We start from the raw sequence: 21,963 nt of genomic DNA on the forward strand, positions 1-21,963 counted from the left end.
TGTCGTGCGCTTACTTGGCGGCGGCGACGTACTTCACGCTGCCAAGGCCGCGGCGCAGGGCAGTGGAGCGCTCAGATTCACTCATGCCGCCCCAGATGCCATAGGGCTCGGCCACACGCAGGGCATGCTCGCGGCACTGGGTAAGCACCGGGCAGTTGAAGCAAATAGCCTTCGCTCGATTCTCACGCTGCGTGCGGGCGCGGCCCCGCTCACCCTCGGGGTGGTAGAAGATTTCCGAGGCTTCGCCTCGGCAGGCGCCGTGAAGCTGCCAATCCCAAAAGTCTGCATTGGGGCCGGGGAGTTGCTGTGGCAACGTCATGGTGTGAGATCTCCTTTGCCGTGGAAAACGCGATGTACACAACCAGCAGTGCAGTGTTCCGGCGGTGGGTGAACAAAGGGTTGCCGCGCGGTTACGGGACGGGTGTTTCTCGGACGTTCTTGTGAATAAAAGCGCAATTAGTAGGGAAAATGGCAAGAGTTAAAGGTTGGTGAATTCTTGAATACGCGTCGGTAACTCATATGGCGGGGGAATGGGTGTTTATAGTGTTTGCTTGTGATTGGCAATACCGGCGCGACAGCGGGTGACGAGGAAGATGAACTTGTCACCCTCGTTCCACGTGCCGCCGAAGGGGATGCGCGTGCTCTCCAGCGTGTGATTGCCATCGTCCATCCACGGGTGCTGCGCTACGCCAGGGCGCGCATTGGAGGCGGGCGCATGCCGACTGCGGAGGACGTCGCTCAGGAGATCTGCTTGGCGGTAGCGACGTCCATTGACCGCTACGTGGATACCGGGCGGCCGTTCATGGCGTTTGTGTACGGCATTGCGTTTAACAAGGTCGCCGATGCGCACCGCAGCCTGGTGCGTGACAAGACAACGCCTACTGAAGATGTCCCTGACCAGGAGGTTGTTGCGTTCACGCCGGAGGATGCAGCCGTTGTTGCAGACGGAAGTAACGAAGTTCGCGCATTACTCGATTCATTAAGTGATAAGGCTCGCGACATTGTGATTCTGAGAGTGTTTGTGGGCCTCTCGGCGGAAGAAACGGCAGAGGTAGTGGGCAGTACTCCAGGTGCGGTGCGTGTCGCGCAGCATAGGGCGCTGTCCAAGTTGCGTGAGCAGTTGGAAGGAGACCATTCAGGCCATGACGCGTGATTTTGGTGGCGGCGACTTTGGAGAAGAGTGCGTTCGCGACGATGCGTTTCTTGATGCGCTTTCGAGTGGTGTAGACCCCAGTGACGGCAGTGACCCACTGGCTGCGGCGCTGCTTGGACTAAAGCAGGACGTCGATCGCCCGATGCCAGCGGCTCCCACGGTGATCCCGGTTGCGCCGGTTGCGCCGGTTGCATCGCTTGACGACGCCCGCGCGCGCCGCCGGACCGCCAACCCATGGGTCGCAGGTGTGGTCGGTGCTGCAGCTGCGTCTGTGGCTATCGTCGGCACTGGCGCTGCGGTGTATGGCACGCAGAGCTCGGCGAACGAAACCACGATGGTGGAGTTGGCAACCACGCTCGACGAGCTGGAGGCAGCGAACCAAAGCGGGGATATGGAGGCCGCCCGAAGCCTGCTTGAGCAGGCTAGGGGGCTTATGGCAGGTATCAAGATGCGTGAGGCGCGTAACGGTGAAGACGTAGTGCAACCAGCGCCACGCACGGTTACTGAAACCACGACTGTGGTGGAGGTCCATGAAGTTGAAGTTCCGCCGAGCGTGCAGCAGCCTGCGCCGGCGCCGGAGCAGAACCCTGCGCCTGCTCCGGAGAATGCGCAGCCGACGGCTGGGGCACCGGCGCCGGGGTCGGATGCCGTGGCGCCTTCGAACGGGAGCTTGCCGCCGCGCCAGCCGCAGGAGCAACCGCGACCGACGGTGGTGGAGCCGTCCGATTCGCGCGAGCAAACTCCGATCCCAGGAGATCAGCCGCCAGCACGGCCGACGGTCCGCGATAATGTCCCGTCGAACCCAGTTGATTCTGCATCGCGGTACGCAGCAACGCCCGCGCCGGTAGTGCCGGGCGGGGCGGGCTCGTCGGAAAATTTCTAGCTAGCGTGCCTCGAGACCATCGAGGTAGCCCATCGCGTAATCCCACGGAACGTACGCAGTGACGTTCGGTTGCGCGCTGGGCTCATGCACCGGGGGAAGTTCCCCGTTGAGGGTGGCGATCATGTTTTGCTCCATGATCTCCCAGTCGTAGTAGTGCATTTGGTCGCAGTCCTCGCACAGGAAATGGATGCCCAAAATTCCGCGCGGCTTTAACATGCGTTGTGCGTCGCGTACGTGTGCAAGGTCCTGGATGACGGCGACGCGCTCCTCAGGGGAGAGGGGCTCCACGATCTCATCGTCTTCGATGAACGACGCCGGATCGTTTGGGTCGTCCGCGAACGGGTCCAGCGGCATCATGTCGTCGTAATTCACGGTGCCCAGCCTATTAAGTGGCCGCTTGCTAGGCCAATCAGGGCGTCATCCCCGCATAGCCCCAGAGCTTGTGCGACGTTATATCATTGCTGAAAACAATCGCGCGGGAGAGGAGAACATGTCGATGTCTGAGGCACGAGTATGGACGGGTGGCGACGATCCGAACAAGGTGGCGCTGAGGGGGCTGACGTTTGATGACGTGCTGCTGCTTCCGGCGGAGTCCCACATTGTTCCATCTGAGGTGAGCACCGAAGCCCAGTTCACCCGCAATATCCGTCTCGGCATGCCGATTATTTCGGCGGCGATGGACACAGTGACCGAATCCCGTATGGCGATCGCGATGGCGCGCCAGGGCGGTATCGGTGTGCTGCACCGTAACTTGAGCGCTCAGGACCAGGCGGAGCACGTCGATGTGGTCAAGCGCTCGGAATCCGGCATGGTGACTAACCCTGTTACCGCCACCCCCGATATGACCATCGCCGACGTCGATGCACTGTGCGCCCGTTTCCGCATCTCGGGCCTTCCTGTAGTTGACGGTTCTGACCGTCTTGTTGGCATCATCACCAACCGCGACATGCGCTTCGAGCCGGATGCTCAGCGCAAGGTTGCAGAGGTCATGACCCCGATGCCGCTGGTTGTAGCGCAGGAGGGTGTGGACAAGAAGGAAGCGCTCGATCTGCTATCCGCCAACAAGGTGGAGAAACTTCCGATTGTGACCTCCGAAGGCAAGCTTGCCGGTCTGATCACGGTGAAGGACTTTGTCAAGAGCGAGCAGTACCCGAACGCCTCGAAGGATGAGAACGGCCGTCTACTTGTCGCTGCTGGCGTCGGTACCGGTGAGGACGCATTTGAGCGCGCTGGTCTGCTCGTTGAGGCGGGCGTAGACGCGCTCGTTGTCGACTCCGCGCACGCACACAACAACCGTGTACTTGAGATGGTCTCTCGTGTGAAGAAGGAATTCGGCGACCGCGTCGACGTTGTCGGTGGCAACTTGGCTACCCGTAGCGCTGCGAAGGCCATGATCGACGCTGGCGCAGACGCCATCAAGGTCGGTATCGGTCCGGGCTCTATCTGCACCACCCGCGTGGTTGCAGGTGTTGGTGCACCGCAGATTACCTCCATCCTCGAGGCGGCCGTGCCGGCGAAGGCTGCAGGTGTGCCGATCATTGCCGACGGTGGCATGCAGTTCTCTGGCGACGTGGCTAAGGCATTGGCTGCCGGCGCATCCACCGTCATGCTCGGCTCCATGTTGGCGGGCACGGCGGAAGCGCCAGGCGACATTGTTGTTGTCGGCGGCAAGCAGTACAAGCGTTACCGCGGCATGGGCTCCATGGGTGCAATGCAGGGCCGTGGACTGACTGGTGAGAAGCGTTCCTTCTCCAAGGACCGTTACTTCCAGGCGGATGTGGCAAGCGAGGACAAGCTCGTGCCGGAAGGCATTGAGGGGCGCGTGCCGTTCCGCGGTGACCTGGATTCCATCACCCACCAGATCGTTGGCGGTCTGCGCGCTGCGATGGGCTACACAGGCGCATCCACTATCGAGGAGCTGCAGACCAAGCAGTTCGTCCAGATCACCACCGCGGGCCTGCGTGAGTCCCACCCGCACGACATCACGCAGACCGTCGAGGCACCGAACTACCGCCAGTAGGAGAACCAGCACAACATGCGTGACTACGTGGAAATCGGCATTGGGCGCGAAGCCCGCAAGGCTTACGGCTTGAGTGATTTGTCGATCGTTCCGAAACGACGCACCCGCTCCTCGCAGGATGTGGACACCTCCTGGCATATTGATGCCTACACGTTCGATATCCCGCTTGCGTCCCACCCGACGGACGCGTTGGCAAGCCCTGAGTTTGTTATCGAGATGGGCAAGCAGGGTGGCCTCGGTGTGATTGACGCGGAAGGCCTGTGGGGCCGACACGCTGATCTGGAGGCTGCGGTGAAGAAGGTGGTGGACTCATGCGAGGACCCCTTTAACGTCGATACGGCTGAGAAGTACCAGGAGTTTGTCGAGGCAGGTGAGCGTGCCGTGCGCACCTTGCAGGAGTTGCACGCCGCAGAACTTGATCACGACTTGCTTTCGGAACGTATCGCCCAGGTGCGTGACTCTGGCGTGACTGTTGCGGTGCGCGTGAGCCCGCAGAACGTGCGCGAATTGGCGCCTGTAGTTATCGCCGCAGGTGCAGAAATCCTCTTCATTCAGGGGTCGATCGTGTCTGCAGAGCACGTGCAAAAAGGTGGGGAACCGTTGAACTTGAAAGAGTTCGTCGGTTCGCTCGACGTGCCGGTCATTGCCGGTGGTGTGTATGACTACACGACCGCGACCCACCTGATGCGCGCTGGCGTTGCTGGTGTCATTGTCGGTTCGGGCGATGCCGACACGGTGGTGAATGTCCCGATGGCTACCGCTATCGCAGATGTCGCGGCAGCACGTCGGGATTACCTCGATGAGACTGGTGGACGTTATGTCCACATTCTTGCGGATACCACTATTTGGGGGGCAGGCGAGATTGCTGCAGCCATCGCTTGTGGTGCAGATGCTGTCATGCTTGGCAACCCATTGACGAAGGCAACTGAGGCTGCTGCCGGTGGCGTGTATTGGGAAGCTCAGACAGCTCACCCACGTTTTCCGCGAGGTAGCGTGCGGAAGGAACCTGACTTCACTTCTTCGGCGCCACTGGAGGTAGTGCTCTTCGGTCCATCGAGCGATCCTTGGGGTGCGATGAATCTCATTGGTGGACTGAAAAGAATTATGGCGAAATGTGGCTATACTGGGATCAAAGCTTTCCAGAAAGCCGATTTGGCAATCCGTAACTAAGAACTGGATGAAATCGACCTATGTCTAGCCGTGTAACGATTCTTCGCGACGCCCCTGAGGGCCCATTCCACGAAGTTGATGTGAACGACATCTTCTTTTCGGTGACTGACGCCAAAGGTGTGATGACGCATGTGAACGATGTGTTCATCAAGTACGCGCAGTACTCCGCCGAAGAGATGATTGGTAAGCCGCACAACCTCATCCGTCATGAGGAGATGCCTGGTGCGGCGTTCAAACTCATGTGGGACACCATCGAGGAGGGCCGTCCTTTCGCCGCGTATGTGCGTAATAAGGCGAAGAGCGGCTCCGCGTACGACGTGTTTGCCACTGTTACGCCGCTGCCAAACGGCGGTTACCTCTCGGTGCGTACCCGTCCGATGACGGAGAACTTCGAAGCAGCCGCTGGTATTTACCAAGAAGCAAACATCGTTGAGCACGAGGCGAAGGCCAACGGTGTTGGCCGCCGCGAGCGTGCAGTGATGGGCGCGGAGAAGGTTACGGAGCTGCTGCCGGACTACGACGCATTCCTGCGCGAAGTCCTTCCTGCTGAGGTCCAGGCACGTGAGGATGCAGGCTTTACGCTTCCGGAAGGCTCCGGCGACATCTACGAGGCTGCCGTGACGCTCTACCGTGAACTCGACGAGTTCATGACGGTGCAGACCGCCATTAAGGACGCTGCTGAGGAGCTGCGCAAGGCCAGTGCGACGCTGGTCGAGGAAAACGCAGTGACCAACAACGTGAAGGCCGAGATGGAAAACGTGGTCACCGAGGGTGCATCGCGTACGCTGCTGCTCGCACCGCTGCAGGTGTGGGCGACGATGCGTGGCATTATCGACGAGAACGCGAGGACCCTCGAGGAGACCGCTCAGGAGCTCTACGCCAAGACGTCCAACGCACGTATGGCTATTGCTCTGGCTCGTCTGCACACCGCACAGACCGCACAGTTCTCCACGGAGGCTAACGTGCAGGAGTCGATGCAGCTTCTCGTCGACGCACTCGAGGCTGACGTCAAGCACATGGATGACGCCGTGTTCTTGCACTCGTCGTTCCGTCGCCGCGTGGAGCTGAAGGTTAACTCCATCACGGAGCTGACCAAGATTCCGCTCGAGATGATTCGTCGTTGGTCTGAGAACACCAACGACATGGGCGAAGAGGTCGCACCGCTGGTGGAGCAGGTGAACAAGGCAATGGCTGCTGCTGATGCCTCGATTAACCAGCTGCACCGCTCAGCTGAGCGCCTCGCACAGGCACCTTCGACGGAGAAGGTGCGCGAGGCTCTGGACAGTCTCAGCGCTGCGGTCCGTTAAACCTGACGTCGGAGTCGCTTGCCGGCGAGTGTCTGGTTGACGGAAGCACCGATAACCAAGGCAATCGCCGCAAGCTTCAGCGGGGAGGGGCCCTGGCTGAGCACAAGCCATCCGACGAGTGCTGCAAATGCAGGCTCGAACGAGATGAGGATGGAAAATACCTGGGGGCGGAGTCGTCGCATAGCAATCAGTTCCAGTGATGTTGGGAGCAGCGACGCCAAGATTGCGGTACCAATTGCGAGGAGCAGCAGATTGGTATCGGAAACGATAACGAGTGCGCCTTCGAAACCGAAGGGCAACGTCACCAAACCACCAACTGCAAGGGCAACCGCGAGCCCACCTTGGCCGGCGATGAGGCGGCCAGTGCGCTTGTTGGCAAGGATGTACACCGCCCAGGCAGCGCCTGCGATCAGGATGTAGAACACGCCGAGGCGGTCGAGCGGCTCACCGGAGAGCGAATCAACGCCAAGCAGCGCCATACCTGTAAGCGCAAGCCCGACGGAGATGCCGTCGCGTACCGAACGGGACAACACCGCGGCGAGCAGCAGCGGGCCGAGGAATTGGATGGTTACCGCGGATGCGAGTGGCACAGTTGCAATACCGGCGTAGTAGAAGCCGTTCATGCAGCCTAGTGACACTCCGAGCACGATCGCTGCACCCCATTGTTCGGGAGTCCAGCGCCAAAACGCTGGCCGTGAGATTGCAAGCAGGATGACGGAGGCGATGAGTAGTCGGAATGAACTCGTCGCCCAGGTTCCGGCATGGGGGAAAAGCTGCGTGGCAAGAGCTGCGCCAAGCTGCAGAAACAGGCAGGACCCAAGGATGCACAACACGGCGGTGCGGTCGGCATTGGGTTCAACCGGGGAGGGGGCACGCAATGTCATGCAGATCATTCTGGGGCGAAACGTCGAAGAATGGACAATATATTCGGATTTATATGCCATCAGCTAGTATTTGGGCCGTGACTACCGCTCAGAAACGCCCTGTTCTTGTCGTTGATTTTGGTGCGCAATACGCGCAGTTGATCGCCCGCCGTGTGCGCGAGGCGCATGTGTTCTCGGAGGTTGTGCCGTCGACTATTACGGCTGCGGAGGTTCGTGAGAAGAACCCGCAGGCGTTGGTGCTCTCCGGTGGGCCGTCGTCGGTGTACGCGGAGGGTGCCCCGCAGCTCGATCCGGAGATCTTTGAGCTGGGGCTGCCGATCTTTGGTATTTGCTATGGCTTCCAGGTGATGACGCAGGCGCTCGGCGGCAAGGTCGAGGAGACCGGTGCCCGCGAGTACGGACGCACGGCGATGGCTGTCAAGGGTGGCGTGCTGCACGCTGGCCTGGATGAGCACCCGGTGTGGATGTCCCACGGCGATTCCGTGACGCAGGCGCCGGAGGGCTTTGAGGTCACTGCCTCGACCCCGGGTGCGCCGGTTGCTGCGTTTGAGAACGCGGAGCGCAAGTTTGCTGGTGTGCAGTACCACCCGGAGGTGATGCACTCGCCGCACGGCCAGGAGGTGCTGACCCGCTTCCTCACGGAGATTGCTGGTCTGGAGCAGAACTGGACGGCGTCGAATATTGCGCAGCAGCTTATCGACGATGTCCGTAACCAAGTCGGCGACGGCTACGCCATCTGCGGCCTGTCTGGCGGCGTGGATTCCGCCGTGGCGGCAGCGCTTGTGCAGCGTGCCATCGGTGACCGTTTGACTTGTGTGTTCGTGGATCATGGTCTGCTGCGTCAGGGTGAGCGCGAGCAGGTGGAGAAGGACTTCGTCGCCGCGACCGGTGCGAAGCTGGTCACTGTGGATGAGCGCAAGGCCTTCCTGGGCAAGCTCGCTGGCGTGACCGAGCCGGAGGCCAAGCGTAAGGCGATCGGTGCGGAGTTCATCCGTTCCTTCGAGCGCGCCGTGGCTGGAATCCTGGCGGATTCCGGGGAGGACCAAACCGTCGATTACCTGGTGCAGGGCACCCTGTACCCGGATGTTGTGGAGTCCGGCGGCGGCACCGGTACCGCGAACATCAAGAGCCACCACAACGTCGGTGGCCTGCCGGATGACGTGGAGTTCGAGCTCGTCGAGCCGCTGCGTCTGCTGTTCAAGGACGAGGTTCGTGCGGTTGGCCGCGAGCTCGGCCTGCCTGAGGTGATTGTGAACCGTCAGCCGTTCCCGGGGCCGGGCCTGGGTATCCGCATCATCGGTGAGGTCACCGAGGAGCGCCTGGAAACCCTGCGCGCTGCTGATGCGATTGCTCGCGAGGAGCTGACCAAGGCTGGCCTGGATGACCAGATCTGGCAGTGCCCGGTCGTGCTGTTGGCCGATGTGCGCTCGGTTGGTGTGCAGGGCGATGGCCGCACCTACGGTCACCCGATCGTGCTTCGCCCGGTCGCATCCGAGGACGCGATGACCGCGGACTGGGTGCGCATCCCGTACGAGACACTTGAGGTGATTTCTACCCGCATCACCAACGAGGTGGCCGACGTCAACCGCGTGGTGCTGGACGTAACATCCAAGCCGCCGGCCACCATCGAGTGGGAGTAAGTCAGTTTCCTTCGCCTGCATCCTCGCGGGCGTAGTACGCGGACACGGATCCGACGCGCTGCGACACGTTAATCGTGAGTAGTGCGCTGTCCGTGTCCGCGTTTTGTCGTTCTTCGGGGCATGCGACTTCGCCGATGGTCACCTTGCAGTTGATGTCGACGGGAATGTGATTGGGAAGCTTGAGGTCGATCTTGCCGACGCCGTTGCTGATGTTGATTGTCTTCGGCTCGTCGAGTGGCTCGAGCATGGTGAGGTCGATCCGAGCCTCGCCGATGTTGTGTTTAAATTCCGGTATAGCCTCCGCGGAGTAGGCAGAGACATTTGCAACGCCGTAGTTGCCGATTGAGCCGATGCGAAGTTGGCTAACCACGGTCATTGTCCAGAATGTTGCCGTTGTCAGCACCAGTGTGACGGGGATCCACAGCCAGTAGCGCTTCTTTGGTTGCGCACGCTCCGGAGCTGGCTCGACAGGGTCCGGAAGGTGCCACAGCTCAGGTGCCGCGCCGAGTGGGTCCCATGCCGGTGGTTTCTGCCCGGGGTGTTCGTAACCTTCCGGCACGGTCAGGTGGGAGGTGTCCACAACAGGGCCTTTACTTGTCTGCGACTCCACGCCCACCACGAGTCCCTCCGGGGCCTCTGGCTGGCGCTGGTAGGCGAGGTACCAACCAAGTGCGAAGAGCGCGAAGGTGACCAAAACCCCGCGCAGGTCGCTGGCAACGGCGACGGAGGGGAAGAAGATGACAAGGCCGAGGAGCAGCAGCCAGCCCGTGTCGCGCTCTTTCTTCTCTACCTTGGTCAGCTGCTCTTTCGGGGTGGCGATCGAACTTGCTGGGGTGCGGGTCAGCCCGAAGCGGGGCATGTTGATCCAGCACAACAGGTAAAGGAACAGGCCACCGCCGAAGGCGATTGACAATACGACGAACAGGACGCGGATGAGCGTTGGGTCGATTTGGTAGCGGGCACCGATGCCTTCGCAGACGCCACCGATGAATGCCTTGCCGCCCTGGTCTTGCGGGATGCGGGGCGGGCGGGTCTCCCACATGCGCTTCAGTGTGTTGGTTTCCATGGCTTCTATTGTTGCGAGGCAACGCCAAGCGCGGTATCGGGAACGACCCTGATTTTTCATCTCAGGGTTTACCCCGATGTGCCTGAGGGGGTTGCCGTGCAACGATAGGGGACATGTCTGCGTTGTATCCTCGGCTGACCCGTGATCGTTCCCGCCGCGTTATTGCTGGCGTGGCGTCCGGGGCGGCTGACCTGCTCGGGGTGGACGTGAAATGGGTGCGTCTGTTTTTGGTTGCGGCGAGTTTCGCTGGTGGCTTCGGGGTGCTGCTGTACGCAGGTCTGTGGGTGTTTACCCCGGTTGCTGAAAGTGCTGCGCCGCGGCAGCGCCCGAGTGCGCTCGACATCTTCCTGGTGCTTGCAGGGTTCGCGGGTGCGTTGACGTCGCTGCAGATTTCCTCCGGTGCGGGCTCCATGGTGGTGTTCATCATCGGTGTGCTCATCGTCGGTGCAGTGATCGCGTTGCAGGCGTATGACCGTGGCACGGATTCGTGGGGCAACATCGCAGCGTTGTCCTTGGGTGCGCTATTGGTCATGAGCGGGGTGCTGGCTGTGGCACTCCTTGGGGAGAGTGCCGGGGTCGCCGGTGTGGTTGTTTCCGTGCTGGTGACGGTGCTTGGTGTCGGGGTGCTTGTGGTGCCGCTGATTGCCAAGTTGGCCAACTCGCTTGTCGCGGAGCGTGAGGCGAAAGCGGTGGCGGATCAGCGCGCGGAGATCGCCTCGCGCCTGCACGATTCAGTGCTGCAGACCTTGGCGTTGATCCAGCGTCAGGCGGATGATCCGGACGAGGTGGTGCGCCTTGCCCGTGGTCAGGAGCGCGAACTTCGGGCATGGCTTTTCGACGACACCGTGTCCAACCACACCACCACCTTCGCCGCGTTGCACAAGGCCGCAGGCGAGGTCGAGGATGCCTACGGGGTCGTGATTCAACCGGTCACGGTGGGCGAGGATATTCCTTTCGACGAGCGCACCGAAGCGGTCGTGCTCGCCGCCCGGGAAGCGATGGTCAACGCCGCAAAGCATGCCGGGGTGGATTCGATTGACGTCTACGCCGAGCACCTCGCGGGCAGGCTCGAGGTGTTCGTGCGCGACCGGGGTGCCGGCTTCGACCCGGATCGGGTGCCTGCGGACCGGCACGGGCTGCGCGATTCCATCGTGGGCCGGGTTGAGCGGGTTGGGGGAGAGGTGCACGTGGTGTCGTCGATAGGCAATGGCTCCGAGATCGAACTAGCGTTAGACCTATGACGCGCGTGTTTCTGGTGGACGATCACTCGGTGTTTCGGGCCGGGGTGAAAGCCGAGCTGGCTGCCGCAGGTAACGGCCAGCTGGAGGTTGTCGGGGAGGCGGGCACGGTTGCGGAGGCGGTGCGCGGGATCGAAAAGACGCAGCCAGATGTGGTGCTGTTGGACGTGCACATGCCCGACGGTGGTGGGTTGGCTGTGCTCAAACGCGCGCCGGGGCCTGCGTATTTAGCGTTGAGTGTCTCCGACGCCGCTGAGGATGTTATTGCGCTGATCCGTGCCGGGGCGCGTGGGTACGTGACCAAGAACATCGCAGGGACAGAACTTGCGGAGGCGATTGAGCGGGTGCGCGGCGGAGACGCATACTTCTCGCCGCGGCTTGCCGGGTTTGTGCTCGACGCGTTTGCCTCTGGTCCGGTTGTGGAGGAGGACGACCCGGCGGTGGACTCGCTGACCCGGCGTGAACTTGAGGTGTTGCGGCTGCTTGCGCGTGGTTACACCTACAAGGAAATCGCCGAGCGGCTGTTCATTTCGGTGAAGACGGTGGAGACGCACGCCTCCAACATTTTGCGCAAGACGCAGACGTCGAACCGCCACCAGTTGACCCGGTGGGCGGTTGCGCGCGACTTAGGGTAGCGCTCCAGGAAATTTGGCAATCAACTAATTGTGGCTGCCTTTTCTTCATCCGGCCACACCGTCACTGCTTTGTATGTGTAGTAGACACACGCTACGAAGACAACAATATTTCCAAAGATGAGCCACTGCGGTGCATCGTTCGGCAGAACTATCTGGAGAACAGCACTCACTAAACAAAGCATGGCAATGTTCGTACTCAACGCAATGATCAGCATTCTGCGTCCAAGGCTCATTTCGTTCCTTACTGTTCGTGGTACTTATATTTATCCGCACTGATCAGCAGCGGTTACGATAGAACCAGATGCGGTTGCCATGGTAGCTGCAGCCATCATAGGGCCAATAGGACCTGTGAGCGGCGCAGTGGCGACTCCGACTGCAGATGCTGTAGTCCCTCCGATCCCTACGAGGATGGCCCCCACACACCCAGCAGTAGACCGAGGTTGAATGAGGGCGGCATCGACTAACTCTGGATCAACGTTCGTTGAATACTTTGCAGTGATCTGGTCACCTTCAACCGAGTATTCGATGTTTACTTTCTCTCCAGTAGTGAGAGTCTTTGAAGTGGGCAGAGCTTCTTCTTCGCCCTTCGGGCTTTCTACAAATACTGTGTCCGCTTCTTTGCGAACGTTACCGTTTACTACTTCAGCGGAATATCCGCTCTCATCAGCGTCATTGATTACGAGAAGCGCTTGTCGCTCCTCTTGTGCCTTAGCAATCCTTTCCTCAAGGACATCATTTCCCGCCCCGGTGCTAGTTGGCTGCTGAACCTCGTTCTGAGAAATCTCTGCGGACGTAGCGACTGGCATTGGTACGAGCACAGAAGCTAGAGCGATAGAAGTAGCAAGCTTAGTTCCAAACTTCAAGGAAAAACCTCTTTCTGAATTCTCGAAAACGAATGAATGTAGGTAGACGATAACACGTTCGCTTAATCTAGTGCCGGCCTAGAACAGGCCTAGAGCACGCGCGCCTGGGTGAGCAGCGACAACGCAGTTTTGTCGGTTTCTTGCAGCATGAGCGGGTTCGTGCCCGGCATCGGCGAGATCGTCGTGTCCGCCCACTGCTTGCCGGTCGGGATGCCCACGATGTGCAGGCGGGGATCCAGGGCGCCGTCGGGGTGGACGGCGCGGCGGGTGTCCGCGTCGGTTTCGGGTGAGGCGGTGTGGGCGAAGGGGCGGACGCGGTTGGCGTCGACAAGCGAGCGCACCAGCGGGTCCTTGGTGTTGCGGATGTCCGGGCCAGGCAGGAACGCGTCGGCGAGTGCAGTCGCGGTGGTGGTGCGCCCGTGGCTTGCGGCGGTGAATGCGCCTTCTTGCGTATCGACGACCGGCTGCGGGCCCAGGAACGTCACCAGGCCGGCGTCTGCAAGTGCAAGCAGTTCGCGGGTGCGGAACAGTGGCGGGCCGGAGCCGACCATCTGACCGAACGCCATGTACTGCGAGCGGGCCACCTCCGGGGTGCCTTTGCCGTTTTCGGTGGCGATGGCGCTGGGTTTGCGGCCGGCTGAAATCGCCCACAGCCCGGCCTTGATCGGGGAGTCCCAGGCGGCGACGGCCTCGGCGATGTCGCCCGCCATGGAGTCGGTGACCACGCGCTGGAGTTCGTCCAGGCTGAGATCTTCCGTGCCGGCGAGCGGGTCGACCCAGGCAGCCATGTCGAACGGTTCGGTGCTTGTGCCCTCGAGTGCTTCGGTCAGGGCGCGGGCGACCGGCAGGATGTCCTCGGGGGAGGCGTGGACGGCCAGGTCGGTGTCGTCGATACGCGTGATGATCTCCTCGAGCGGCACCTTCAGCGCCTCGGGGCGCACGCGCGCGAGGGTGCGGTAGTACTCGGCGAAGGCATCGCGGGCGAGCGCTGGCCACAGGGTGCGGCCGAACGACAAGGTGCCGCTGCCGGGCTCGGCAGGGTTGGCATCGATGGCTGCGCGCAGGCGTGACAAATCGGCCTTTGGCGGCAGCGAGTTGTACTCGGACTTAGGCAGGTAGGGGTAGCCGCGGCCGGAGGTGACTACGAAGTGGGGTTCCTCGCCGGTGGCGTCGTAACGCAAACCGGAGCGGGCCGTGTCGTCCTCGAAGAAGCGGCCGCCCCGGTTGATGGTGGTCAGCGCCATGAGGTCGAAAAAGCCCATGCCCATACCGCGCACGAGCAGGCGCTCGCCCTCGCCGATGCGGTCCACGTCCTGCTCAACCGGGTTGCCGGGCGGGATGTAGGTCAGGCCAGATTTGGCAAAGGCCTGCTGTGCCGGGGTTGGGGCGGGCAACACCCAACCGGAGGCGACCACGGTGGCGTCGGCGTGGATCAACGTGCCATCTGCAAGCAAGATCGCGTCGCGGCCTCCGTCGCTGTACAGCGACATCGCGCGGAACTGGTGCTCAACCACGGTGACGGAGTCCGGCAGCTCGGCCAGCGCAACCTGCCACACCCAGCGCAAGTACTCGCCATACAACGCGCGCGACGGATTAGATTCAGGCCGCGTCACACGGATTTCAGCGTCGAAGGTGCTGGGGACGGCCGGCGGGTGGTCGCTGATAAGCGGATGCGCGAATTCGCCGCGAAGCGCCTGGATCCACTCAAACATGGTGGGGCCTTCGAGCACAGGTGCGGTGACGGTCGCGCCGGGCTCGGTGAACAGGGTCACCGCGCCAGCCAGGGTGTTCATGCACAGTGTGCGGGTTTGTTTGGTGTCCCAGATGCGGCCGGCGCCGAGCTGGGCGTCGTCGATGATGTGCAACGTCAGTGGTGTGGCGCCACGGTCGTTGAGGAAGGCTGCGATGCGCTCGGTGATGGAGATGCCTCGCGGTCCTGCTCCGACGATGGCGATGTCTGCTCCCACAGCGATGTACCTCCACGATTTCGATGAATCTTTATAACGTGTATAGACTGCGCAGTCTATTAAGAAAGAACCGAATTGTCTAAAAGTGGTATGGTGCCGAAAACCACAAGGGAAAAGAGGACGATAACGTGCCGAAGAAAACGGTTGCGGCCCCAGTTGTACTTGTAGGTGCAGTTGCCCTGCTGAGCGGCTGCACCGCAGGGGGTGGCGCTGAATCTCACGCAGAGGGTGACAATGTGCTCACCTATCTGGAATCCAACTGGTTTAACAGCCTCTACCCGCCGGCTGCCGGGTTTTACCCCAACGGCGGTGTGGTCAATCAGTTAACAGACAGGTTGCTCTACCAAGACCCTGAAACGCTCGAACTCCAGCCGTGGATTGCCACCGACCTGCCGGAGATCAACGAGGACGCCACCGTGTTCACCTTCGATATCCGCACGGATGTGACCTACTCCGACGGCACACCGATGACCGCGCAGAACATCGTGGACAACTTCGACCTCTACGGCCAGGGCGACAAGGATCGCCTGCTCAACGTCTCGGAGCAGATCTCCAACTACGACTACGGCGAAGTTGTCGACGAGGACACGGTTCGCTTCCACTTCACCGCACCTTCTCCGGGCTTCGCGCAGGCTACGTCCTCGTACAACGCGGGCCTGCTGGCGGATTCCTCCCTGCAGCTGCGCAACGAGGACTTCGGCCCAGGCGGGGCGGCGAATGTGATCGGTTCGGGCCCCTTTGTCGTCGATAGTGAAACGCTGGGTACTGACCTTGTGCTGAAAACGCGCGAGGATTACGACTGGGCGCCACCGTCGCTCGAGCACCAGGGCCGGGCGCGCATTGACGGCATCCACTACACCCTCGCCGCCGAAGAAGCCGTCCGCTCCGGCGCGTTGCTGTCCGGCCAAGCGGACGCCGCGCGCACGATCTCTCCGCCAGTGGAGCGGCACCTGGAAGACCAGGGCGTGCAGATTGTCGCTGCCGCAGCCAACGGTATGAACAATCAGTTTGCCTTCCGCTTCAACCACCCATTGCTGCAGGACATTCGAGTACGTAAGGCGATTATTCATGGTGTGAACCGCGAGGAAATCGTCCGCATTCTGCTGTCGGATTCCTACCCGTTAGCCACCGCGCCGATGACCTCGAGTGCCCTTGGCTACGCGGAGCAGCCCGGCGCGTACACGTTCGATCCCGATCAGGCGCGTGCGCTTCTCGACGACGCCGGCTGGACCCCCGGCCCCGACGGCATCCGCGTGAAAGACGGGCAGCGGTTGAGCCTGTCGGTCAACCACGCGCTGCCGCAGCCGCGCTCGAAGGAGATTGTCACGATGGTGCAGTCGGACCTGCGTGACCTCGGCATTGAGTTGAACATGGTGGCCGGTGACCGTGCCACGCAAAACGCAGCGCAGAAGGACATCAACCGTGTGCAGTTGATGCACACGATGGTGGGGCGTGCGGATTATGACGTGATTGAGTCGCACTTGTCGGTGAACCGCCGCGACTCGCTGCTGAACAACGCAGGAGATGGCACCCCAGTGGATGCCAAGCTCGAGGAGTTGTTGCAAAAGGTGGTTTCCACGCCGGACGATGCGGGCCGTGCGGCCGCGTCGAAGGCGGTGCAGGACTACCTCACCGAACAGGCCTACGTGCTGCCGTTGTTTGAGGAGCCGCAGGTGTACGCACTTGCGCCACACGTGAAGGGCTTTGTTACCGAATCGGTGGCCCGCCCGAGTTTCTACTCGGTGTACTTCGACCGTGATGGGGAGGACAACTAAATGAGTACCACTGTGCTGAAACGGATCGGGCAAGCGTTGCTTGTACTACTGCTTGCCTACACGCTTGCGTTCTTCCTGCTTTCCGCCCTGCCATCGGACGGCGTGGCCGCGCGCTATGCGGACCCCGCGCTTGGGCTGTCCCAGGCAGAGATCGAAGAGATCCGCGAGCAGATGGGCGTGGATAAACCGCTCGTCGAGCAGTACCTGGCCACCCTTGCCGGGCTGTTTACCGGCAACCTGGGGTTCTCGGTTGCCTCGGGCACGCCGGTGTTCGACCTCATCGTCGACGCCGCACCACACACCTTTGCGCTGGCCGCGACCTCGATCGGTCTTGCCGTCATCGTCGCGCTGCTCACCGCATATGTGGCCACCCTGCCCGGCGGTGGCGCGCTGCGAAGCTTCTTCCGCGCACTGCCGTCGTTCATGGTGTCGCTGCCAGGTTTCTGGATCGCGATCCTGCTACTGCAGTTTTTCTCCTTCCAACGCGGTTGGGTCAACGTGGTCGACCCGACCCCGCTGGAAGGGCTGATCCTGCCGTCGCTCACCCTGGCCGTGCCCATGGCGGCACCGCTGATGCAGGTGCTCATCCGGTCTATCGACGAAGTCCGCGCCCAACCATTCGTCCAAGTCATCCGTGCCCGCGGCGCCAGCGAAGCCCGCATCTTCTGGCGCGACGTGCTGCGCAACTCACTACTGCCCGCCATCACCATGGCTGGCCTGCTGTTTGGTGAACTCGTCGGCGGGGCAGTGGTCACCGAAACCGTCTTCGGCCGCGCAGGTTTGGGTTCGCTGACCGTCAACGCGGTATCCAGCCGCGACATGCCAGTACTGCTCGGCGTGGTGCTCATCGCCGCGACCGCATACGTGCTGATCAACCTCATCGTCGACCTGCTCTACCCGGTGCTTGATGTGCGCCTGCGGGATGCGGGGCCACAGAGCAACAAGGCTAAGAAGAGCACCGCTCAGGCTGCCGTGAAGGAGGGCGCCCGATGACAACACAAACAACACAAGCAGCAACGAATCCTGTTGCGCGGGCGAATACGCGCGCTGGCGTGCGGGCGAAGTCGCGCAAGAACCGCCGGTGGCGCTCGCCGGCGACGTTCCTGTCGCTGATCGTCCTGGTCATCGCTGCCCTGTGGGCGCTGCTGCCGGGTGTGTTTGCCACCTACGACCCGTACAAGGGCGTGGATGTGGCGCTGCTCGCGCCGAATAGTGAGCACATCTTCGGTACCGACGCCGTGGGCCGCGACGTGTACTCGCGCGTGGTTTACGGCGCACGCCAGTCGCTGCTCGGCGCGCTGATCGCCGTGGTGGTCGGCCTGGTCCTGGGTACGCTCATTGGCCTGGTTGCAGGTACGCAGCGTGGCTGGGTAGAGACCGTGCTGATGCGGTTCGTGGACGTGCTGCTGGCTATCCCGGGCATTTTGCTTTCGCTGTCCATCATCATCGTCACCGGTTTCGGTTCGCTGCAGGCGGCGTTTGCTGTTGGTATGACATCGGTGGCCACGTTCGCTCGTTTGGCTCGCTCGCAGGTGATCCAGATTGCCGGTGCGGACTTCGTCGAGGCTGCCTACGGCTCTGGCGCAACCCAGACCCAGGTGTTGTTCCGCCACGTGCTGCCCAACTCGCTGACCCCAGTGTTGGCGCTGGCTGCGCTGCAGTTCGGCACCGCAATCCTGCAGTTGTCCATCCTTGGCTTCCTGGGCTACGGCGCACCGCCACCAGTGCCGGAGTGGGGACTGTTGATCGCGGAAGGCCGCGACTTTATGTCCACCGCCTGGTGGCTGATCCTGCTGCCGGGTCTGGCCATTGTGGCCACCGTGATGTCCACCAACCACATCTCCCAGGTCATCCAGACAGAAGGTGATGCGAAGTGAGTATCCCTTTGCTTGAAGTTGACAGCCTTACCGTTGCGTACGGTGATGCCGAGCCGACCGTGGAAAACATCGCGTTTGCTGTCGAGGCAGGCAAGATGACCGCGATCGTCGGCGAGTCCGGCTCCGGCAAGACCACCTCAGCCATGGCGGCGCTCGACCTGTTGGGGCCCACCGGCAACGTGCGCGCGGGCTCCATCCGGTTTAAGGGCCAGGATCTTGCCAGCCTGAGCGCTGCCGAGTGGCGCGAGCTGCGCGGCGCAAAGATTGGTTTGGTCCCGCAGGATCCGAACAACTCGCTCAACCCGCTGAAAACCATCGGCGCATCCGTGGAAGATGGGGTGGAGATTCATGGGGTGGGGGACGCAGCGTCGCGTCGTCGTCAAGCAATTGCCCTGCTTGAGCGCGTCGGCATCGATGATCCTGAAAAGCGCTACAACCAGTACCCGCACGAGTTGTCCGGCGGCATGAAGCAGCGCGTGCTCATCGCTGCTGCGGTAGCACTCGAGCCCGAGGTGCTCATTGCGGACGAACCCACGTCCGCACTCGACGTGACCGTGCAGAAAACCATCCTTGACCTGCTCGATGAGATGCGTACCGAGTTGGGCCTGGGCGTCATTTTCATCACCCACGACCTTGCCGTGGCGGGCGATCGCGCCGATGACGTGGTCATCATGGAGCGCGGCCGCGTCGTCGAGCACGGTCCTGTGAGCACGGTGCTGACCAACCCCACACAGGACTACTCCAAACGCCTGCTGGCAAACGTGCCGTCGCTGTCCGTGGCAAATGCGTATCGACGACCCCCTGTCACCACCGACACCCTCCTGCGCGTAGACAACCTTGCCGTGCGCTACGGCGATTTCACCGCCGTATCCGATATCTCCTTCGAGGTCGCGCGCGGCTCCACGCACGCGCTGGTAGGCGGGTCGGGCTCCGGCAAAACCACCACAGGCCGCACGATCGCCATGTTTAACCAGCCTGCTGAGGGCAGCATCACCCTCGACGGTGAGGAACTGACCACGCTGAGCCCGAAGCAGAAGCGGCAGTTCCGCAACCGCATCCAGATGGTGTACCAAAACCCGTTTTCCTCGCTGGATCCGAAGATGCGGGTCGGCGAGATTGTGGCGGAGCCGCTGCGCAACCTCGCGGGGGCGTCGAAACGCGAAAGCCTTGCGCGCGCCAACGAATACCTGGAGCGTGTGGCGCTTGATCCGGAGCGGTTCGCCTCGCGCACCCCGGCGCAATTGTCCGGCGGGCAGCGCCAACGCGTCGCCATCGCACGCGCGCTCATCGTCGAGCCGGAACTGGTGGTGCTTGACGAGGCCGTTTCCGCACTCGATGTGACCGTGCAGGCACAGATCCTGGAACTGCTGGAAAACCTCCAGCGCGAACTGGGGCTGACCTATGTGTTCATCTCCCACGATCTGGCGGTGGTGCGCCAGATTTCGGATACGGTGAGCGTGTTCAGTCGCGGCCAACAAGTGGAATATGGCCCCACCGACGAAGTGTTCTCGCACCCGCACGACGATGTCACTCGTGAACTTATCGACGCCATCCCCGGCACCGTCTTCCGTGCCCGACAGTTAGGAGAGTTTGTTGTCTAACGACATTATCGATCTGCTCGCAGAAACCCCGGCCGACCTTGCCGACCTGCGCCGCCGCCGACCCGAAGCGGTTGAAAACGCCCAGCGCAGCTTCGCAGCCCTGTTTGAGCCCACCAACCCGACACTCATCGAGGCCCTGCCGGTTGCCACCCGCTACGCCGTCGCCGCTTTCGTCGCCGGCATTTCCGGTGCGCAGCGCGCCGCGGAGTTTTACGCGGATTTGCTTGTCGACGAAGACGAGGCGCTCGTTGCCGTGGTCGAAGACGCGGTGCGCGCAGGTGTATCCGCCGGCCCCTACGCGGGCGGGGACTTTGTCACCTTCGGCGAGGGGCAGCTCGCCGCCGCCTTTGACTTCGCCCACCTGCTCACCTTCCACCCGAAGGACGCCTCGCCCGCGGCGATCGGGCACCTGCAGACCACTGGCTACACCGAGGACGCGATCGTCTCACTCGGCCAACTCATCTCCTTTGTGGCGTTCCAGCTGCGCGTCGTGCACGGTGTGCAGGTGCTGGCTGGGGGAGCGGCTGCGGGTGGTTCGGGTGCTGCTGTTGCGGATGCTGCTGTTGAGCGCACCGCCGGCGTCGCCGATCCCGGCTGGACGCCCGCTGCGGTGACCCTGCAACCCGAGGTCGTCGCACCCGAGAAGTTTGTCAACCACTCCCTGGGGTGGAAGCCGTGGGTGGCACCACTTGAAGATTCCGAGTTCACCGACGAGCAACGCGACGCCCTGATCAAGCCGGAACGCATCGGCATGGAGTACTTCCGTCTGCTCGCCCGCGACCCGCAGGCGCTGAAAGCCCGCACCCTGACCGACCTGGACATCTTCTACAACACCGAAGGTGGCCTGGGCCGTGCCGAGCGCGAACTTGCCGCCACCGTCGCCTCCCGTCTCAACGGCTGCGAGTACTGCGCATCAGTGCACCAGGCACGTTCGAAGGAGGAAGGCGGCGACGCGGAGGCGATCGACCGCCTGCTGGACGAAGGCGTGGAGGCGGACCTTGGCTCTGATGCCTGGGACGCGATCCGCCAGGCTGCGGTTGCGCTGACCCGCACCCCGTTTGAATTCGGTGCCGAGCACGTCGAGGTATTGCGCGAGGTCGGGTTGGATGATCTGGCGATCATCGACGTGATCAACTCGTCAGCCTTCTTCAACTGGGCCAACCGTCTCATGCTCACGCTCGGCGCGCCGGATGTGCCGAAGCGCTACCGCTAGCGCTTAAACCTGCGGCGGCGTTTCTGATCGCGCCACACGAGGTCGTCGGCACGCCATTGCTCGGGTGGCGTCGGGTTTTCGGCGTAGGCGAACAACCAAATGAACAGCAACACCACGAACACGCCAAAGGTCACACGGTTATCGCCTGCGTCAGCCGCCGCCGGGATGAAAATGATCAGTCCGAGCAGAAGCAGCCAGCCGGTGCGGCACTCCTTCTGTTCGATGGGGCTGCGCTGATCCTTGCGGGTAAAGATCGCCCGGCCAGGGCTGATGTCCTCCCCGAGGCGCGGCATGAGCAGCCAACACAACAGGTAAGCGAAAATACCGCCGCCGAAGAAGAACCCGGTGAGCACAAACGCGATACGCACCGCCACCGGGTCGTAGCCGTAGCGGGCGCCGAAACCGGTGCACACACCGCCGAATACGGCCCGACCACCTTGGTCTTTCGTGATGCGCCGCGGGCGGGTTTCCCACATGTGCTTCAGCGATGTCGATGAGTTTTGAGCCATGCGTGCCATTATCCGTATCTCCGGCGGACTTCGCAGCAGAGGTTTCGAGAATGGCGGGGCCTGCGCGAGGGCCTTTGTAGTAACTCGAAAGCTACTAGAAAGCTACTCGAAAGGGAATGTTTCTAGGTTGAGCTGCGAAAACTCGTCTACTAGAAAGCCTTT

Annotated in this window: 21 protein-coding genes; 13 read left to right on the top strand and 8 right to left on the bottom strand. The window is 62.0% G+C overall.

Translation table 11 applies throughout. The features are described from left to right. Positions 1–10: 10 nt before the first annotated feature. Positions 11–319, bottom strand: a complete 309-nt coding sequence (locus CCOY_RS02315; protein WP_070570593.1) for a WhiB family transcriptional regulator — start codon at positions 317–319, stop codon at positions 11–13. A 234-nt stretch (positions 320–553) separates the two neighbouring features. On the opposite strand from CCOY_RS02315, the gene CCOY_RS02320 reads away from it, so the two are divergent. Further along, positions 554–1,153 carry a sigma-70 family RNA polymerase sigma factor gene (locus CCOY_RS02320; protein WP_224213064.1) on the top strand — a complete coding sequence of 200 codons (600 nt, stop codon included), beginning with the start codon at positions 554–556 and terminating at the stop codon, positions 1,151–1,153. Continuing rightward, positions 1,143–2,036 (top strand): hypothetical protein, encoded by an 894-nt coding sequence (locus tag CCOY_RS02325; RefSeq protein ID WP_070570591.1) that lies wholly within the window; start codon positions 1,143–1,145, stop codon positions 2,034–2,036. The genes CCOY_RS02320 and CCOY_RS02325 overlap by 11 nt, the downstream gene beginning before the upstream one ends. On the opposite strand, the gene CCOY_RS02330 is transcribed toward CCOY_RS02325, so the two are convergent. Then, positions 2,037–2,408 (bottom strand): DUF5319 domain-containing protein, encoded by a 372-nt coding sequence (locus tag CCOY_RS02330; protein ID WP_070422774.1) that lies wholly within the window; start codon positions 2,406–2,408, stop codon positions 2,037–2,039. It lies immediately after the preceding gene. A gap of 124 nt (positions 2,409–2,532) precedes the next feature. On the opposite strand from CCOY_RS02330, the gene guaB reads away from it, so the two are divergent. From guaB to CCOY_RS02345, 3 genes are read left to right on the top strand one after another with little or no spacing between them, the layout of a single operon-like run. Further along, positions 2,533–4,056: an IMP dehydrogenase gene (guaB, locus tag CCOY_RS02335; protein ID WP_070422775.1), complete on the top strand. Its 1,524-nt coding sequence runs from the start codon at positions 2,533–2,535 to the stop codon at positions 4,054–4,056. 15 nt (positions 4,057–4,071) lie between these two features. Continuing rightward, positions 4,072–5,226, top strand: coding sequence for a GuaB3 family IMP dehydrogenase-related protein (locus CCOY_RS02340; protein ID WP_070570589.1), 1,155 nt, complete (start codon positions 4,072–4,074; stop codon positions 5,224–5,226). A 20-nt stretch (positions 5,227–5,246) separates the two neighbouring features. Continuing rightward, entirely contained in the window at positions 5,247–6,533 is a 1,287-nt protein-coding gene (locus CCOY_RS02345) for a PAS domain-containing protein (RefSeq protein ID WP_070422777.1), read from the top strand. On the opposite strand, the gene CCOY_RS02350 is transcribed toward CCOY_RS02345, so the two are convergent. Next, complete coding sequence (locus CCOY_RS02350) at positions 6,530–7,417, bottom strand: EamA family transporter (protein WP_070482460.1); 888 nt, start codon at positions 7,415–7,417, stop codon at positions 6,530–6,532. The two genes, CCOY_RS02345 and CCOY_RS02350, sit on opposite strands and share 4 nt — an antisense overlap. A 53-nt stretch (positions 7,418–7,470) precedes the next feature. On the opposite strand from CCOY_RS02350, the gene guaA reads away from it, so the two are divergent. Next, entirely contained in the window at positions 7,471–9,057 is a 1,587-nt protein-coding gene (gene guaA, locus CCOY_RS02355) for a glutamine-hydrolyzing GMP synthase (protein ID WP_143028451.1), read from the top strand. Position 9,058: 1 nt separating this feature from the next. On the opposite strand, the gene CCOY_RS02360 is transcribed toward guaA, so the two are convergent. Continuing rightward, the gene (locus CCOY_RS02360) at positions 9,059–10,123 is read right to left on the bottom strand and encodes a PspC domain-containing protein (RefSeq protein ID WP_167594496.1); all 1,065 of its coding nucleotides are present in this window, start codon (positions 10,121–10,123) and stop codon (positions 9,059–9,061) included. Positions 10,124–10,236: 113 nt separating this feature from the next. On the opposite strand from CCOY_RS02360, the gene CCOY_RS02365 reads away from it, so the two are divergent. Beyond that, positions 10,237–11,364 (top strand): ATP-binding protein, encoded by a 1,128-nt coding sequence (locus CCOY_RS02365; RefSeq protein WP_092101492.1) that lies wholly within the window; start codon positions 10,237–10,239, stop codon positions 11,362–11,364. Continuing rightward, positions 11,361–11,996, top strand: a complete 636-nt coding sequence (locus CCOY_RS02370) for a LuxR C-terminal-related transcriptional regulator (protein ID WP_092101494.1) — start codon at positions 11,361–11,363, stop codon at positions 11,994–11,996. Before CCOY_RS02365 ends, CCOY_RS02370 begins: the two co-directional genes overlap by 4 nt. Before the next feature lie 20 nt (positions 11,997–12,016). On the opposite strand, the gene CCOY_RS02375 is transcribed toward CCOY_RS02370, so the two are convergent. The 3 genes from CCOY_RS02375 to CCOY_RS02385 all read right to left on the bottom strand — a co-directional run bounded on the left by CCOY_RS02375 (position 12,017) and on the right by CCOY_RS02385 (position 14,826). Continuing rightward, positions 12,017–12,229, bottom strand: a complete 213-nt coding sequence (locus CCOY_RS02375; RefSeq protein WP_224213060.1) for a hypothetical protein — start codon at positions 12,227–12,229, stop codon at positions 12,017–12,019. Positions 12,230–12,259: 30 nt separating this feature from the next. Next, on the bottom strand, positions 12,260–12,859 hold the full coding sequence (locus tag CCOY_RS02380) for a hypothetical protein (RefSeq protein WP_224213059.1): 600 nt from the start codon (positions 12,857–12,859) through the stop codon (positions 12,260–12,262). 89 nt (positions 12,860–12,948) lie between these two features. Then, a complete protein-coding gene (locus CCOY_RS02385) occupies positions 12,949–14,826 on the bottom strand; it encodes an FAD/NAD(P)-binding protein (RefSeq protein ID WP_425284112.1) in 1,878 nt (625 codons plus the stop codon). Between the two features lie 128 nt (positions 14,827–14,954). On the opposite strand from CCOY_RS02385, the gene CCOY_RS02390 reads away from it, so the two are divergent. Genes CCOY_RS02390 through CCOY_RS02410 form a run of 5 tightly spaced genes read left to right on the top strand, consistent with a single transcriptional unit; the run spans position 14,955 to position 21,292 of the window. Beyond that, a complete protein-coding gene (locus CCOY_RS02390) occupies positions 14,955–16,601 on the top strand; it encodes a TIGR04028 family ABC transporter substrate-binding protein (RefSeq protein ID WP_092101498.1) in 1,647 nt (548 codons plus the stop codon). Continuing rightward, the gene (locus tag CCOY_RS02395) at positions 16,602–17,594 is read left to right on the top strand and encodes an ABC transporter permease (protein WP_092101500.1); all 993 of its coding nucleotides are present in this window, start codon (positions 16,602–16,604) and stop codon (positions 17,592–17,594) included. It abuts the gene before it with no gap. Next, a complete protein-coding gene (locus CCOY_RS02400; RefSeq protein ID WP_092101502.1) occupies positions 17,591–18,478 on the top strand; it encodes an ABC transporter permease in 888 nt (295 codons plus the stop codon). The genes CCOY_RS02395 and CCOY_RS02400 overlap by 4 nt, the downstream gene beginning before the upstream one ends. Then, positions 18,475–20,079 (top strand): dipeptide ABC transporter ATP-binding protein, encoded by a 1,605-nt coding sequence (locus CCOY_RS02405; protein ID WP_092101504.1) that lies wholly within the window; start codon positions 18,475–18,477, stop codon positions 20,077–20,079. The genes CCOY_RS02400 and CCOY_RS02405 overlap by 4 nt, the downstream gene beginning before the upstream one ends. Further along, entirely contained in the window at positions 20,072–21,292 is a 1,221-nt protein-coding gene (locus CCOY_RS02410; RefSeq protein WP_092101506.1) for an alkylhydroperoxidase domain protein, read from the top strand. The genes CCOY_RS02405 and CCOY_RS02410 overlap by 8 nt, the downstream gene beginning before the upstream one ends. Here the strand turns inward: CCOY_RS02410 and CCOY_RS02415 are convergent. After that, the gene (locus tag CCOY_RS02415) at positions 21,289–21,801 is read right to left on the bottom strand and encodes a PspC domain-containing protein (protein ID WP_167594497.1); all 513 of its coding nucleotides are present in this window, start codon (positions 21,799–21,801) and stop codon (positions 21,289–21,291) included. The genes CCOY_RS02410 and CCOY_RS02415 overlap by 4 nt on opposite strands. Positions 21,802–21,963 lie beyond the last annotated feature (162 nt).

The organism is Corynebacterium coyleae, assembly GCF_030408635.1.
GTDB lineage: Bacteria > Actinomycetota > Actinomycetes > Mycobacteriales > Mycobacteriaceae > Corynebacterium > Corynebacterium coyleae.